Here is a 15666-nt window from a genome sequence, read left to right as displayed (position 1 = left end):
CCATGAAAGCTGCCCTGCTAGACGAACCCGGCGACGACATCGCCCAAGCCCTCGAAGACGGCTGGCTGCCGATCCGCGAAGTGGCGCGCCAGACCGGCGTCAACGCCGTGACCCTGCGCGCCTGGGAACGCCGTTACGGCCTGATCGTGCCCCAGCGCACGCCCAAGGGCCATCGGCTGTTCAGCGCCGAGCATGTGCAGCGCATCCATACCATCCTCACCTGGCTCAATCGCGGCGTGCCGGTGAGCCAGGTCAAAGGCCTGATCGACTCGGCCCAGTCTCTTCCCGAGGCGGTGGAAAACGAGTGGCACAGCCTGCGCCAGAACCTGGTGCACGCTATCAGCGAATTGACCGAACGCCGGGTCGATGACGCCTTCAACCAAGCCATGGCGCTGTACCCGCCACGCACGTTATGCGAGCAACTGATGCTCCCGCTGCTGCGAGAGTTGGAACAGCGTTGGCAAGGCCAGTTCGGCGCGCAGATGGAGCGGGTGTTTTTCCTCTCATGGCTGCGCAGCAAATTCGGCGCACGCATTTACCACAACAATCGCCAGTTGCACGGCGCACCGTTGTTGCTGGTCAATCAGTCCGACCTGCCCCTGGAGCCACACCTGTGGCTCAGTGCCTGGCTCGCCAGCAGTGCCGATTGCCCGGTGGAAGTGTTCGACTGGCCGTTGCCCGCCGGCGAACTGGCCCTGGCGGTGGAGCACCTGCAACCGCGGGCCGTGCTGCTGTATTCGAGCAAGGCTCTGCATTTGTCGGGTCTGGAAAAACTTTTGGGCGGCGTCCGTTGCCCAAAGTTGGTCGTCGGACCAACGGTATGCATCCACCAGGCCGAGTTGGCCGTATTAGCCCAGGACATCCCTGAATTGTTCGTCGCCGAAGAGTTGTTGTCGGCCCACCAGCTACTGATCCAGCGTGGACTCGTTTAAATGCATTTGATCTGGCTGCGCACCGACCTGCGCCTACACGACAACACCGCCCTGACCGCCGCGAGCCAGCGGGGCCCGATCGCCGCCGTGTACCTGATCACGCCCGAACAATGGCTGGGCCATGACGATGCACCGTGCAAGGTGGATTTCTGGCTGCGCAACCTGGATGACCTGAGCAAGACACTCGGCGAACTGAATATTCCCCTGCTGATCCGTACGGCAGCCACCTGGGACCAGGCACCCGACGTGCTGGGCACGCTGTGCCGTGAACTGGCCGCGGAGTCGGTGCACGTCAACGAGGAATACGGCATCCATGAAAGCCGTCGTGATGCGGCCGTGTCCAAGGCATTGGAGTCGGCGGGCATCAGCTTCCACAGCTACCTGGACCAACTGTTCTTCCAGCCCGGCAGCGTGCTGACCAAGACCGGCACTTACTTCCAGGTGTTCAGCCAGTTCCGCAAGGTCTGCTACAGCCGTCTGCACAGCGCCCTGCCCCGGATAGTCCCGGCCCCCAAGGCCCAGGCTGCGCTCAAGCTGAAAAGCGACCCGATCCCAAAGACAGTCGACGGTTTCGAGCCACCCAGCGAGACCCTGCGTGCCCTCTGGCCCGCCGGTGAAGACGAAGCCCGGCGCCGCCTCAACGCTTTCACCGACCAACAGATCAGCTACTACAAGGACGAACGCGACTTCCCCGCCAAGCCCGGCACCAGCCAGCTGTCGGCGTACCTCGCCGCCGGCGTGGTGTCGCCGCGCCAGTGCCTGCACGCTGCACTGCAGACCAACGGCGGCGAGTTTGAAAGCGGCGACATGGGCGCCATCACCTGGATCAACGAACTGCTGTGGCGTGAGTTCTACAAGCACATCCTGGTGGGTTACCCCCGGGTGTCGCGCCACCGGGCGTTCCGTCCCGAAACCGAAGCCGTCGCCTGGCGCAACGCGCCCAAGGACCTGGCCGCCTGGCAGCAAGCGCGCACCGGCCTGCCGATCATCGACGCCGCCATGCGCCAACTGCTTGAAACCGGCTGGATGCACAACCGCCTGCGCATGGTCGTGGCGATGTTCCTGACCAAGAACCTGCTGATCGACTGGCGCGAGGGCGAGCGTTTCTTCATGCGCCACCTGATCGACGGCGACCTGGCGGCCAACAACGGCGGCTGGCAATGGAGTTCGTCCACCGGCACCGACTCGGCGCCATACTTCCGGATTTTCAGCCCCTTGAGCCAATCGGAAAAATTCGACGGCGAAGGCGTATTCATCAAGCGCTGGCTGCCGGAACTGGCCGCGCTGAATAAAAAGGAAGTGCACAACCCCGAAGCCGCCGGTGGTTTGTTCGGCGTGGCCGATTACCCGCGTTCGATTGTCGACCTGAAAAAGTCCCGTGAACGCGCCCTGGCCGCCTTCCGCAGCCTGCCCTCGCGACAAGCCGCTGGGGGCGAGTATGAGTGACTTTCTGCGCCGCTTCGCCCAGGCCTTTTCCACGCTGGACAAGCACAACCTGCACCTGCTCGACAGCCTGTACAGCCAGGACATCCGCTTCGCTGATCCACTGCATGAAGTGCAGGGCCTGCCCGCCCTGCACCGTTACTTCGCCGAGTTGTACAGCAACGTCAGCCAGTTACGCTTCGACTTCCACGGTTTCGATCAGGTGGCCGAAGGTGAAGGTTACCTGCGCTGGAAAATGAGTTTCTGCCACCCACGCCTGGCCAGCGGCAAGGTGATCCGGGTGGAAGGTTGTTCGCACTTGATGTGGCGTGACAAGGTGTACCGCCACCGCGATTATTTCGATGCCGGCGCCATGCTGTACGAACACGTGCCCGTGCTGGGCAGCGTCGTTGGCTGGCTGAAAAGGAGAATGGGATGAGCGGTACATTGCCTCGACGTTATTGGCTGACCGGCGCCAGCAGTGGCATCGGTGCCGCGCTGGCCGTAGAGTTGCTCAACAGCGGCGCCCACGTCGCCTTGAGCTCACGCTCGAAAGGCCCGCTGGAAGCGCTCGCCCACCGTTACCCTGGCCAGGTGCTGGTGGTGGCCGGCGACCTGACCAACAGCCAGACCGTGCGCGAGATTGGTGAACGCATTGGCGAGGCCTGGGGCGCCCTGGACACGGTCATTCTCAATGCTGGCACCTGTGAATATGTGGATGCCCGACAGTTTGACTCATCGATCATCGAGCACGTGGTGCGTACCAACCTGCTGGCCAGCAGTTATTGCATCGAAGCCGCCTTGCCGCTGCTGCGCGCCGGGCGCACCCCGCACCTGGTAGGCGTCGCCAGCGCCGTGACCTACCTGCCGATGCCGCGCGCCGAAGCCTATGGCGCGTCCAAGGCGGGTCTGCGCTACCTGTTCGAATCCCTGCGTATCAGCCTGTCGCCGGAAAACATCGACGTCACCGTGATCAGCCCGGGCTTTGTCGACACACCGCTGACCGAGCGCAATGACTTCCCCATGCCGCTTAGTTGGTCAGCGGATAAAGCCGCACGGCACATTTTCGCCAAGCTGGAAAAGCGCCCGCTGGAAATCGCCTTTCCTGCACTGTTCATCGCTACGTTATGGCCCCTGTCGAAACTGCCGAACCGTGCGCAACTGATCATCGGCAAGCGCATGTTGCGCAGCCCGCCGCCGAAAAAGGACGACCTGTGAAGATCGCCATTATCGGCAGCGGCATCGCCGGCCTGACCAGCGCCTATCTGCTCAGCCGCCGTCACGACATCACCCTGTTCGAAGCGGGCGACCGCATCGGCGGGCATACCCACACCGTCAATGTCACTGTCGAGGGTAAAAACTACGCGGTCGACACCGGCTTCATCGTGTTCAACGACTGGACCTACCCCAACTTCATCCGCTTGCTGGGGCAGATCGGGGTGGCGTTCAAACCGACCGAGATGAGCTTTTCGGTGTGCGACGAGCACACCCGGTTCGAGTACAACGGCAACAACCTCAACAGTTTGTTTGCCCAGCGTCGCAATATTTTGTCGCCGGGGTTCTGGGGCATGTTGCGCGATATCCTGCGCTTCAACCGCCAGGCGCCGCTGGACCTGCAGCAGCAGCGCATCAGCGCCGACATGACCCTGGGCAGCTACCTCACCGCCGGCGGCTACGGCGAGCGGTTTGTCCGGCACTACATCGTGCCGATGGGCGCGGCGATCTGGTCGATGTCCCTGGCTGATATGTTGAAGTTTCCGTTGCAGTTCTTTGTGCGCTTCTTCAAGAACCATGGGTTGCTCTCTGTGAACAACCGTCCGCAATGGTGCGTGATCGAAGGGGGATCAAGCCGCTACATCGAGCCGTTGACCCGCAGCTTTCGCGAACGGATCCGCCTCAATTGCCCTGTGCATAAAGTGGCACGTACCGACGACGGCGTGGTTATCCACAGCCCGGCCGGCAGTGAGGCATTTGATCGCGTGGTATTCGCCTGCCACAGCGACCAGGCCCTGGCGTTGCTGGCCGACCCGAGCCAGGCCGAACAGGAGATCCTCGGCGCCATGCCCTACGCCGATAACGACGTGGTATTGCACACCGACACGCGCCTGCTGCCCGACCGCAAACTCGCCTGGGCCAGTTGGAACTACCGGCTGACCGGCAATCGCCAGGCACAGGCGGCGGTGACCTATGACATGAACATCCTGCAAGGCATCGACAGCACCACCACGTTTTGCGTCAGCCTCAACCAGACAACCATGATCAACCCGTTGAAGGTCCTGGCCCGCTACACCTACGCCCACCCGCAATACAGCCTGGCGGCGGTGGCAGCGCAGGCGCGTCGCGAAGAAATATCCGGCGTGAACAATACCTTCTACTGCGGCGCCTACTGGGCCAACGGCTTTCACGAAGACGGTGTGGTCAGCGCACTGCGCGTGGCCGAAGCCTTTGGGGAAACCCTGTGAACAGCGCCCTGTACAGCGGGTGGATCGCCCATCGGCGGTTTGCGCCCAAGGCCCATGCCTTTCGCTACCGCATCGGCCTGCTGTACCTGGATTTGAGCGAAGAACACCAAGTGCTGGGGCTTTCGCCCCTGGCCGGGCGCAGCCGCCTGGCCCCCTTCGGTTTTCGTCAGCAGGACTACCTGCGTGAATGGACGCGCAGCGGCATGAACTTGAGCGATGCCGTGCGCCAGGAAGTCGGCAAGGCACTGGGGCGTACACCCCGGGGCGTTATCTGCCTACTGACCCAGGCCCGCAGTTGGGGCCTGGCTTTTAACCCCGTGAGTTTCTTCTACTGCTTCGAGGCCGACGGACGTCTGGCCGCGATCCTGTGTGAAGTGACCAACACCCCATGGCGCGAACGCTATCACTACGTGTTGCCGGCCCAGGCCCTGGACGCCGATGAACACCAGCATTTCGCCGTGGCCAAGGCCTTCCATGTGTCGCCGTTTCTACCCCGCGACCTGGAATACCGCATGAGCTTCAGCCCTCCCGCCGCCAGGCTGGGCGTGCACATGGCCGATTGGCAGGGCACGCAGAAAATCTTCGACGCCACGTTGAGCCTGGAGAAAGAAACGCTGGATCGCGCCAGCCTGCATCGCTACCTGTGGCGTTTCCCCTGGATGACCGCCAAGACCTGCCTCGCTATTTACTGGCAGGCCCTGCGCCTGTTGCTCAAACGCACGCCGATTTTTTCCCACCGGGCCGCCGATGGCGCCTCTCGCACCGCAGTCGGTTACACCAAGGATCGCCGCCATGAAATCCCCTAGCTTATCGGTCAAGACTCACCGCCTGAACGTCAACGGCATGACCGCCGCGCTGCTGCGCAAGGCGGTGTTGCGCCAACTCAGCCAACTGCGCCATGGTCAACTGGTGGTGATCGAGGACGGCGAGCGCCAAGTGTTCGGCGCACGGGAAGCGCACTTGATGGGGGAAATCCAGATCCTGGACTCTGCCGTGTGGGGCCTGGTGGCGGCCAACGGCTCCATCGGCGCCGGCGAAGCGTTTATCCACGGTTACTGGACCAGCCCGGACCTGACCGCCGTGGTGCGCGTGATGGTCAGCAACCTGGACGTGCTCGATGCAATGGAAGGCGGCCTGGCACGCCTGGCGCGGCCGTTCACCCAGGGCCTGCACTGGCTCAACCGCAACACGCGCAAGGGTTCACAGAAAAACATCGCCGCCCACTACGACCTGGGCAACGACCTGTTCGAAGAATTCCTCGACCCGACCATGATGTACTCCGCGGCACAGTTTCTGACGCCCGACGACACCCTCGAACAGGCGCAGTTGAACAAGCTGGAGCGCATCTGCCAGAAGCTCGCCCTCAAACGCACCGACCACCTGCTGGAAATCGGCACCGGTTGGGGCAGCATGGCGCTCTATGCGGCGCAGCATTACGGCTGCCAGGTCACCACCACGACCTTGTCAAAGGAACAGTTCGCCTACACCCGACAGCGCATCGACGCCCTGGGGTTGCAAGGCCAGGTCACGCTGCTGCTGCAGGATTACCGCGACCTCACCGGCCAATACGACAAGCTGGTGTCCATCGAGATGATCGAGGCGGTGGGCCATCGCTTCCTGCCGACCTACTTCAAACAGTGTGCGCACCTGCTCAAGAACGATGGGCTGATGTTGCTGCAGGCCATCACCATCCGTGAGCAACGCTTTGAACAGGCCAAGCGCAGCGTGGATTTTATCCAGCGTTATATCTTCCCCGGCGGCGCCCTGCCCTGTGTGCAGAACATGCTGCACATCGTCAGCCGCGACACCGACATGAACCTGCTGCACATGGAGGATTTCGGCCTGCACTACGCACGAACCCTGCGCCTATGGCATGAGAACTTTCGCCGCGCCCACGGTCGCCTCGCCGAGCTGGGCTACGACCAGTATTTCCTGCGCCTGTGGGAGTTCTACCTGTGCTACTGCGAAGGCGGCTTCATGGAGCGCACCATTGGCACCGCGCAATTGCTGCTGGCTAAGCCATCGGCGATCAACCCGCCGCTGCTCGGGCGCTTCAATGCTTAAGACGCTGGCCAATGCCGTGCTGTTTCAGTGCGGTTGGTTTGCCTGTGTGCTTGGTGGGGACAGCGCGTGGTTAATGGTGGGGCTTGCCGTGCTGGCAGTTCACCTGCTGTGGATAAGTTCGTGGGCTGAAGACGGCAGGTTGATCCTGGCCGTGATGGTTCTGGGCACCCTATTGGACACCGCGTTGCGCATGCTGGGGGTGTTTGAGTTCACGCAACCGGGCACGTTGATTCCCTTCTGGTTGATCCTGCTATGGGCATTGCTGGCGACGACGTTGCGCCATTGCCTGGCCTGGAGTGCCCGTCCCTGGTGGCGTGCCGCTGTGCTGGGCGCGCTGGGCGGCCCGCTGTCTTATTACGCCGGTAGCCAACTGGCCGGGGTGCAGTTTGGTTTCGGCTTCGCGCCGACAATGGTTGCGCTGGCGTTGCTGTGGGCGATGGTGTTTGTGGGTTTGCATCGGCTGGCGCGCTGACGTCCGTCAGCCGTTTCACACGTGCGTCACCCGCTTGCCTTACACTGCACGCCTATGACCAACATCCCCCACACCCAAATCGCCGAACCCGCCGTCACCTGCTCGACGTGTGCGGCCTGCTGCTGCCAGCTGGAAGTGATGCTGATCACCGACACCGGCGTGCCGGAGCGCTATATCGATACCGATGACTGGGGCGGTGAAGTGATGCTGCGCCTGGATGACGGCTGGTGCGCGGCGCTGGACCGGGACACGATGATGTGCACGATCTACGAGCGACGACCGCTGATTTGCCGGGAATTCGAGATGGGCGCGCCGGAGTGCCTGGAAGAGCGACAGGGTATCGCTACCGCCTACCGCTGATGCTGAATGTGGGAGGGGCTTGCCCACTCCCACATGGGTTTTGCAGTGTTCTGAAGGCTTACAACGGCAAGGTGTAGTGCAACGAGTAGCTCTCTACCCCGTCGTTATTGCTGCTGATACCCGCGTTGGAGTAATGCGTGGCACGAATGCCCACCTCATGCCCACCCGCGAAGCGCAGGCCGAAACCCAGACGGTCTTCGAACTGAAAGGCCTGGCCGATGTTGTTGTCTTCCAGCTTGGTGCGGGAAAACACCGCCACCCCGATCCCTGCCTCGATATAAGGCTTCACCGATTCCCCGGCGAATTCATACACAAACACCGGCGAGAACGACAGGCTGCTGGCGCTGGCTCGCTTGTCCCCATCCCAATAGGTGTAGGCGCCGCTCCAGTAGCCGGTCAATCGACCTGTATCGCTCTGCCACCAGCTTTTATCCCAGTCCGATGTCAGCCCCAAGCGATAGGTCATGGTCGAATCACTGGTGCTCCCCACCCCGAACTCCAGGCCAGCAGCTTGTGCCGAAACAGAGTGCCCCACTACAGCGGCCGCAATCGCAGCCAAACAGAACAAGCGCTTCATAAGAAACATCCTTTCCGAACGAAGTTATATGGTTGTGTACAGGCTATCTCGCTATAGAAGCTGGCGTGTAGCCAGAAGTTCCAGCTAATAACGCAGGCATTTCACGAAATTTTCACGAGTCGAAGCTTCTCACAACGCCCGGATATTTCCATAGTGTCGGTAGGATATTTCTTAGGTGATACACATCACCGCTGGTCCAGAACTGTGCCGGTGCTGGATTGCCGACGGCCAACAGGTCGCGCTCACCCAGCAAACGCTTGAGCTGGCGGGCCACGGCGGCGCCGGTGTCGATGAGGATAATGCTGGGGGGCAGCATCTGCGCCAGGAGCGGCCTGAGGAAGGGATAGTGGGTGCAGCCGAGGATGATGGTGTCGCAACCGGCGCTGAGCAGCGGGTCGATATACCCCTGCAACAACTGGCGCAAGGCCGGGCTGGTCAGGTCACCGCTTTCAATCAGCTCCACCAGGCCCGGGCATGGCTGGGTGATGACCTTCACATCGGTAGCGAAGCGGTCGAGCAACGCGGCGAACTTGGCGCTTTGCAGCGTGCCGGTGGTGGCAAGCACCCCAACCACGCCGCTGCGGGTGGCTGCCGCCGCCGGTTTGACAGCAGGCTCCATGCCCACCAGCGGCCAATCGGGAAAATCCCGACGCAGATCAGCCACGGCGGCAACCGTAGCGGTATTGCAGGCAATCACGAAGGCTTTGGCGCCCTGCGCCTGGAAAAATGCCGCCACCTGCCGGGAGCGCTCAAGGATAAACGCCGGGCTTTTCTCGCCGTAGGGGATGTGCCCGCAATCGGCCACGTACAGCAGTGATTCCTGGGGCAATAGCTGCTGGATTTCATCCAGCACGGTCAAGCCGCCGATACCGGAATCGAACACACCGATCGGCGCGCCCTTAACCATGTGGCGTCCCGCACACAGTGCAACCGGGGTCACGCTTGACACGCAGCTCGCGAAAACGTGTGGCCAAGGCGTCGATCAGCAACAAGCGCCCCACCAACGGCTCACCGAAACCGGCCAGCAGTTTCAAGGCTTCCAGGGCTTGCAGGCTGCCGACCACACCGACCAGTGGGCCGACCACGCCAGCCTCACTGCAGGTCAGTTCGGTATCGCTGCCGTGCCCATACAGGCAGTGATAGCACGGGCTCTCGGCGCGACGCGGGTCGAACACCGACAGTTGCCCTTCAAGACGGATCGCAGCGCCGCTGACCAAAGGCTTGCCGGCACCGACACAGGCCGCGTTGACGGCTTCGCGGGTGGAGAAGTTATCACTGCAATCGAGCACAACGTCTACCGCTTCGACCGCCGCAGCGAGGGAATCGGCATCCAGCGCACTGCGATGGGCCATCAGTTTGATTTCAGGGTTGAGGGCGGTCAGGCGACGCAGGGCCGAGTCGACCTTGGTCTGCCCGACGCTGTCGGTGTCATGGATGATCTGGCGCTGCAGGTTGGTCAGGTCGACCGCGTCGAAGTCCGCCAGATGCAACTCGCCGACGCCGGCGGCAGCGAGGTACAACGCGACGGGCGCGCCCAGGCCACCAAGACCTACGATCAGGGCCCGGCCGTTTTTCAGGCGCAATTGGCCGTCTATGTCGACATGCTGCAACAGAATCTGTCGGCTATAGCGCAACAGCTCCTGGTCAGTCAGCACGGCCGGCGCCCCAGGGTGATGCGTTCGTGACCACCGAGGTCGATGCGGCTGTGCACTTCTTCGAAACCTTCACTCAACAGCAGGTCGCGCACCGCCGGGGCCTGGTCGTAACCATGTTCCAGCAGCAACCGCCCACCGGCATTCAGGTGGGCCGGGGCCTCCTTGATGATCAGGCGCAGGTCGTCCAAGCCATCATGACCGGCCACCAGTGCGCTGGCTGGTTCGAAACGCACGTCGCCGGCCACCAGGTGCGGATCGTTGGCGGCAATGTACGGCGGGTTACTGATGATCAGGTCATAGCGATGACCTTGCAGCGCGCTGAACCAATGGCTGTTCAGCACCGTAGCGTTAGCGAGGTGCAACCGCTGGCGATTGCGCTCGGCCAGGGCCACGGCTTCCAGCACACGGTCGACGGCGGTGACCTGCCAGGCCGGGCGCTCACTGGCCAGGGCCAGGGCGATGGCGCCGCTGCCGGTGCCCAGGTCGAGGACCTTGGCGAGGGTGGCGGGCAACAATTCCAGGGCGGTTTCCACCAGCAACTCGGTATCTGGCCGCGGGATCAGCGTGTGAGGCGCGACCTCCAGGTCCAGCTTCCAGAAGCCTTGCTGACCGAGGATATAGGCCACCGGCTCACCACCACGACGGCGCTGCAGGTAGCCGGCAAAGATCAGCGCATGCTCGCTGCTGACGATTTTCTCGGGCCAGGTGTGCAGGTAGCTGCGGGACTTGCCCAAGGCAGCCGCCAGCAACAATTCGGCATCCAGGCGTGCCGTGGGCGAATCGGGCAGGTCGGCGGCGCGCAGCAGGCTGGCGATGATGGTCATTTATTCACCTATCGCGGCCAGTTGATCGGCCTGGTATTCGGCGAGCAACGGTTCGATCACCGCGTCCACACCACCGGCAAGGATTTCGTCCAGGGAGTAAAGGGTGAGGTTGACCCGGTGGTCGGTGACCCGGCCCTGGGCAAAGTTGTAGGTACGAATGCGCTCGGAGCGGTCGCCCGAACCCACCAGCAACTTGCGCTCGCTGGCAATCGCGTTGGCGGCGGCGCTGGTCTGCTGGTCATTGAGCTTGGCCGACAGCCAGGACATGGCCCGCGCACGGTTCTTGTGCTGGGAGCGCTCTTCCTGGCACTCCACCACGATGCCCGACGGCAAGTGGGTGATGCGGATCGCCGAGTCGGTCTTGTTGACGTGCTGGCCACCGGCGCCCGAGGAGCGGTAGGTGTCGATGCGCAGGTCGGCCGGGTTGATCTCGATGGCCTCCTGTTCGTCCGGCTCGGGCAATACCGCCACCGTGCAGGCGGACGTGTGAATACGACCTTGGGATTCAGTCGCTGGAACCCGCTGCACGCGGTGCGCGCCGGACTCGAATTTGAGCTTGCCGTAGACGTTGTCGCCCTCGACCCGCGCGATCACTTCTTTATAGCCGCCGTGTTCGCCTTCGTTCTCGGACAGGATCTCTACCCGCCACCCGCGACGTTCGGCATACCGCGAGTACATACGGAACAGGTCGCCGGAGAAGATCGCCGCCTCGTCACCGCCGGTGCCGGCACGGATTTCGAGGAACACGTTGCGCCCGTCGTTCGGATCCTTGGGCAGCAGCATGCGTTGCAGGTCGCCCTCCAGCTCGGCGAGTTTTTCCTTGGCTTCGCGGACTTCTTCCACGGCCATTTCGCGCATGTCCGGGTCGCTGTCCTTGAGCAGTGCCTGGGCACCTTCAAGGTCCGCCTGCACTTTCAGCAGGTTTTTATAGGTGGCGACCACGGGCTCAACTTCGGCGTATTCCTTGGAATAGGCACGGAACCTGGCCTGATCGGAGATGACCTCGCCATCGCCGAGCAGGGCGGTCAGTTCTTCGAAACGGTCCTGGAGCACGTCCAGTTTATTGAGCAGTGACGCTTTCATTGCGGTTTTTTATCCGAAGAGCTATCTGACGCGCCCTCACCGAGGGCAAAGAGTTCCTGGGCCATGGCCAGCGCATCGAGGCGGCCTTCGGCGGTAAGCTTTTTCAGTTGCACGCTGGGTGCATGCAGCAATTTGTTGGTGAGGCCACGGGCCAATTGCATCAGCACTTCTTCGGCGCTGCTGCCATTGGCCAGCAAGCGCTGGGCCTTGATCAATTCCTCGTCGCGCAGGCGTTCGCCTTGCTGACGATAGGCCTTGAGCACGTCCACCGCCGCCAGTTCACGCAGGCGCACCATGAAGTCTTCGGCGCCGGTGCTGACCATTTCCTCGGCGGCCTGGGCAGCACCCTGGCGGCTCTTGAGGTTTTCGGCGACCACTTCGTGCAGATCGTCGACGCTATAGAGGTAAACGTCGTCCAACTCGCCGACTTCGGGCTCGATATCCCGGGGAACAGCAATATCCACCATGAAGATCGGCTTGTGCTTGCGCAGCTTCAGCGCGCTCTCGACCGCGCCTTTGCCCAGGATCGGCAGTTGGCTGGCGGTGGAGCTGATGACGATATCGCTGCGTACCAGCTCCGCCGGAATGTCCGCCAGTAACACCGCATGGGCGCCGAACTGCTCGGCGAGGATGCTCGCGCGTTCCAACGTACGGTTGGCGACCACGATACGCTTCACGCCCAAGTCATGCAGGTGGCGGGCGACCAGGGTGATGGTCTCGCCGGCGCCGATCAGCAGGGCCTGGCTGCGTTGCAAGTCACTGAAAATCTGTTTGGCCAGGCTGACGGCGGCAAACGCCACGGACACCGGGTTTTCACCGATGGCAGTGTCGGTGCGCACCTGCTTGGCGGAATTGAAGGTGGCCTGGAACAGCCGCCCCAGCAGCGGGCCGACGGTGCCGGCCTCGCGCGCCACGGCGTAGGCGGATTTCATCTGCCCTAGAATCTGCGGCTCGCCCAACACCAGCGAATCGAGACCGGCCGCCACACGCATCATGTGACGAACTGCCGCATCCTCTTCGTGCACATAAGCGCTGGCGCGAAGGTCATCGAGGTCCAAATGATGGTAATCGGCCAGCCAGCGCAGTACGACATCCGCTGAAAGATGCTCCTGCTCTATATAAAGCTCGCTGCGATTGCAGGTCGAAAGGATCGCAGCTTCGCGACTGTCGGTGAGCCGGCAGAGCTGCTGCAGGGCCTCAACCAACTGCTCCGGCGTAAACGCCACGCGCTCGCGCACGTCTACGGAGGCAGTCTTGTGGTTAATACCGAGTGCGAGGAAGGCCATTCAATATCGCTGATGATGTCGGGAAGCCGACAATTGTCCTACTTCGAAAGATTCAGAACAACCACCGTCGTCTATTGTCCTAATGCCTTGTGTCTATAAAGGCATCAACTGAGACTCGGTTATGTTTGGCCGAAGGCTTGTGTCATGATGATCCGACCGCAGGTTAGTCGTCCTCTTCCTATATGAATAGATCTTCCGCGTTGCTCCTCGCCTTTGTCTTTCTCAGCGGCTGCCAGGCCATGGCCCCCGTGTCGCCGGACGGTACGCCACCGGTGGAAGACAGCGCCCCCGCCCCTGAAAAGCCCAAGGTTTATTCTTCGTTCACCGAAGAAACGGTGTACAGCCTGCTGACTGCGGAACTGGCCGGCCAACGCAATCGCTTCGACATTGCGCTGGACAACTACGTGACCCAGGCCATCAACACCCAGGATCCGGGGATTTCCGAGCGGGCCTTCCGCATCGCCGAGTACCTGGGGGCCGATCAGGCTGCGCTGGACTCCTCGCTGATCTGGGCGAAAAACGCCCCGGACGACCTGGAAGCACAACGGGCGGCGGCCATTCAACTGGCACGCGCCGGGCGCTATGACGACTCCATGGTCTATATGGAGAAAGTCCTGCAAGGCAAAGGCGACACCCATTTCGACTTCCTCGCGCTGTCGGCCGCCGACACCGACCAGGACACGCGCAATGGCCTGATGAAGAGTTTCGACCGCCTGCTGCAAAAGCACCCGAAGAACAGCCAGCTGATTTTCGGCAAGGCATTGCTGCTGCAACAGGATGATGAAGCCGACGCCGCACTGAAGCTGCTGGAGCAGAATCCGCCGGAAGAAGGCGAAATCGCCCCGATACTGCTGCGTGCACGCCTGCTTCAGAACCTCAACCGTGGCAAGGAAGCGATTCCGCTGCTGGAAAAAAGCCTCAAGAAGTATCCGGACGACAAGCGCCTGCGCCTGACTTACGCCCGCATGCTGGTCGAACAGGACCGCATGGAGGACGCCAAAGTGCAGTTCGCCAACCTGGTCCAGCAATACCCGGACGACGACGAATTGCGTTATTCGCTGGCACTGGTCTGCCTGGAAGCCAAGGCTTGGGACGAGGCCAAGGGTTACCTGGAAGAGCTGATCCAGCGTGAAAGCCATGTAGATTCGGCACACCTGAACCTCGGGCGCATCGCCGAAGAGCGCAACGATCCGCAAGCCGCCCTGCTCGAGTACGCCCAGGTCGGCCCCGGCAACGACTACCTGCCCGCCCAATTGCGCCAGGCCGATATCCTGATGAGCAACGGCCGCACCGACGAGGCGGAGAAACGCCTGGCCGCCGCACGGGATGCCGAACCGGATTACGCGATCCAGCTCTACCTGATCCAGGCCGAAACCTTGTCGGCCAACAATCAGGGCGAGCGCGCCTGGAAGCTGCTGCAACAAGCGTTGCTGCAATTCCCGGACGATTTGAACTTGCTATACACCCGCGCCATGCAGGCGGAAAAACGCAATGACCTGGCGCAGATGGAAAAAGACCTGCGCCTGATCATCAAGCGCGATCCGGACAACGCCATGGCCCTCAACGCCCTGGGCTACACCTTGTCCGACCGCACCACGCGCTACGACGAAGCCAAGGTGTTGATCGAGCAAGCCCACAAGCTGAACCCGGAAGACCCGGCCGTGCTCGACAGCCTGGGCTGGGTGAATTACCGCCTGGGCAACCTGGATGAGGCCGAACGCTTGTTGCGCCAGGCGCTGGAACGCTTCCCCGACCAGGAAGTCGCCGCGCACCTGGGCGAAGTGCTGTGGGCCAATGGCAAACAGCGTGAAGCACGGCAAATCTGGGAGAAATTCCTCAAGGAACAACCCGAAAGCCCCATCCTGCGCGGCACCATCAAGCGCCTGACCGGATCCGAGACCCTTTAAACCTATGTTTTTGCGCCATGTTGTTATTTTCAGCTTCATCGCCCTGCTCGCCGGTTGTGCGGGCATCGGCAGCCGCGAATCCGTTGAAGGCCAGGGCAACTCGGCGCAATGGAAGCAGCACAAGGACCAGCTCAGCAGCATCGATGGCTGGCAGATCGAAGGCAAAGTGGGGGTTCGCGCGCCGAAAGACTCCGGCAGCGGCACCTTGTTCTGGCTGCAGCGCCAGGACTACTACGATATTCGCCTGTCGGGTCCACTGGGCCGTGGCGCCGCACGTCTGACCGGCCGGCCGGGGCAAGTCAGCCTTGAAGTGGCCAACCAGGGCCGTTATGAGGCAACCTCGCCGGAAGCGTTGCTGGAAGAACAGATCGGCTGGAAACTGCCGGTGTCTCACCTGGTGTGGTGGGTCCGTGGCCTGCCAGCGCCTGATAGCAAGAGTCGCCTGAGCCTGAACGGCGACAGCCGCCTGGCCAGCCTGGAGCAGGATGGCTGGCAGGTCGAATATTTGAGCTACGTGGAGCAAAGCGGCTATTGGTTGCCCGAGCGCATCAAGCTGCATGGTCCCGACCTTGATGTCACGCTGGTGATCAAGGACTGGCAACCACGCAAACTGGGGCAATAA

17 protein-coding genes are annotated in these 15666 nt (G+C 62.1%); 11 read left to right on the top strand and 6 right to left on the bottom strand.

Annotated features, from left to right (window positions below):
* Positions 1 to 2 precede the first annotated feature (2 nt).
* The 9 genes from BFN10_RS19535 to BFN10_RS19495 are packed head-to-tail and all read left to right on the top strand — an operon-like array spanning position 3 to position 7712.
* Entirely contained in the window at positions 3 to 932 is a 930-nt protein-coding gene (locus tag BFN10_RS19535) for a MerR family transcriptional regulator (protein WP_071491053.1), read from the top strand.
* Complete coding sequence (gene phrB / locus BFN10_RS19530; protein ID WP_071491052.1) at positions 933 to 2378, top strand: deoxyribodipyrimidine photo-lyase; 1446 nt, start codon at positions 933 to 935, stop codon at positions 2376 to 2378.
* The gene (locus BFN10_RS19525; protein WP_071491051.1) at positions 2371 to 2793 is read left to right on the top strand and encodes a nuclear transport factor 2 family protein; all 423 of its coding nucleotides are present in this window, start codon (positions 2371 to 2373) and stop codon (positions 2791 to 2793) included. The genes phrB and BFN10_RS19525 overlap by 8 nt, the downstream gene beginning before the upstream one ends.
* Positions 2790 to 3572 (top strand): SDR family NAD(P)-dependent oxidoreductase, encoded by a 783-nt coding sequence (locus BFN10_RS19520; RefSeq protein ID WP_071491050.1) that lies wholly within the window; start codon positions 2790 to 2792, stop codon positions 3570 to 3572. Before BFN10_RS19525 ends, BFN10_RS19520 begins: the two co-directional genes overlap by 4 nt.
* Entirely contained in the window at positions 3569 to 4816 is a 1248-nt protein-coding gene (locus BFN10_RS19515) for an NAD(P)/FAD-dependent oxidoreductase (protein WP_071491049.1), read from the top strand. The genes BFN10_RS19520 and BFN10_RS19515 overlap by 4 nt, the downstream gene beginning before the upstream one ends.
* Positions 4813 to 5622, top strand: a complete 810-nt coding sequence (locus BFN10_RS19510) for a DUF1365 domain-containing protein (RefSeq protein WP_071491048.1) — start codon at positions 4813 to 4815, stop codon at positions 5620 to 5622. Before BFN10_RS19515 ends, BFN10_RS19510 begins: the two co-directional genes overlap by 4 nt.
* Positions 5609 to 6880 (top strand): SAM-dependent methyltransferase, encoded by a 1272-nt coding sequence (locus tag BFN10_RS19505; protein ID WP_071491047.1) that lies wholly within the window; start codon positions 5609 to 5611, stop codon positions 6878 to 6880. Before BFN10_RS19510 ends, BFN10_RS19505 begins: the two co-directional genes overlap by 14 nt.
* The gene (locus BFN10_RS19500) at positions 6873 to 7352 is read left to right on the top strand and encodes a DUF2878 domain-containing protein (RefSeq protein WP_071491046.1); all 480 of its coding nucleotides are present in this window, start codon (positions 6873 to 6875) and stop codon (positions 7350 to 7352) included. Before BFN10_RS19505 ends, BFN10_RS19500 begins: the two co-directional genes overlap by 8 nt.
* A 54-nt stretch (positions 7353 to 7406) precedes the next feature.
* The gene (locus tag BFN10_RS19495) at positions 7407 to 7712 is read left to right on the top strand and encodes a YkgJ family cysteine cluster protein (protein WP_071491045.1); all 306 of its coding nucleotides are present in this window, start codon (positions 7407 to 7409) and stop codon (positions 7710 to 7712) included.
* 58 nt (positions 7713 to 7770) lie between these two features.
* Here BFN10_RS19495 and BFN10_RS19490 read toward each other — a convergent pair whose 3' ends face one another.
* The 6 genes from BFN10_RS19490 to hemA all read right to left on the bottom strand — a co-directional run bounded on the left by BFN10_RS19490 (position 7771) and on the right by hemA (position 13137).
* Positions 7771 to 8289 carry an acyloxyacyl hydrolase gene (locus BFN10_RS19490; RefSeq protein WP_071491044.1) on the bottom strand — a complete coding sequence of 173 codons (519 nt, stop codon included), beginning with the start codon at positions 8287 to 8289 and terminating at the stop codon, positions 7771 to 7773.
* A 112-nt stretch (positions 8290 to 8401) separates the two neighbouring features.
* A complete protein-coding gene (gene murI, locus BFN10_RS19485) occupies positions 8402 to 9196 on the bottom strand; it encodes a glutamate racemase (RefSeq protein ID WP_071491043.1) in 795 nt (264 codons plus the stop codon).
* Positions 9189 to 9944, bottom strand: coding sequence for a molybdopterin-synthase adenylyltransferase MoeB (gene moeB / locus BFN10_RS19480; protein ID WP_071491042.1), 756 nt, complete (start codon positions 9942 to 9944; stop codon positions 9189 to 9191). Before moeB ends, murI begins: the two co-directional genes overlap by 8 nt.
* The gene (gene prmC, locus BFN10_RS19475; protein ID WP_071491041.1) at positions 9938 to 10768 is read right to left on the bottom strand and encodes a peptide chain release factor N(5)-glutamine methyltransferase; all 831 of its coding nucleotides are present in this window, start codon (positions 10766 to 10768) and stop codon (positions 9938 to 9940) included. The genes moeB and prmC overlap by 7 nt, the downstream gene beginning before the upstream one ends.
* Entirely contained in the window at positions 10769 to 11851 is a 1083-nt protein-coding gene (gene prfA / locus BFN10_RS19470; RefSeq protein ID WP_071491040.1) for a peptide chain release factor 1, read from the bottom strand.
* Complete coding sequence (hemA, locus tag BFN10_RS19465) at positions 11848 to 13137, bottom strand: glutamyl-tRNA reductase (RefSeq protein ID WP_058423108.1); 1290 nt, start codon at positions 13135 to 13137, stop codon at positions 11848 to 11850. The genes prfA and hemA overlap by 4 nt, the downstream gene beginning before the upstream one ends.
* A gap of 182 nt (positions 13138 to 13319) precedes the next feature.
* Between hemA and BFN10_RS19460 the strand changes: the two genes are divergently transcribed.
* The gene (locus BFN10_RS19460; protein ID WP_071491039.1) at positions 13320 to 15044 is read left to right on the top strand and encodes a tetratricopeptide repeat protein; all 1725 of its coding nucleotides are present in this window, start codon (positions 13320 to 13322) and stop codon (positions 15042 to 15044) included.
* A 4-nt stretch (positions 15045 to 15048) separates the two neighbouring features.
* A complete protein-coding gene (gene lolB / locus BFN10_RS19455) occupies positions 15049 to 15666 on the top strand; it encodes a lipoprotein insertase outer membrane protein LolB (RefSeq protein ID WP_071491038.1) in 618 nt (205 codons plus the stop codon).

The sequence above is a fragment of the Pseudomonas extremorientalis genome, from assembly GCF_001870465.1.
GTDB lineage: Bacteria > Pseudomonadota > Gammaproteobacteria > Pseudomonadales > Pseudomonadaceae > Aquipseudomonas > Aquipseudomonas extremorientalis.
This window is presented reverse-complemented; position numbering and strand designations above follow the sequence as displayed.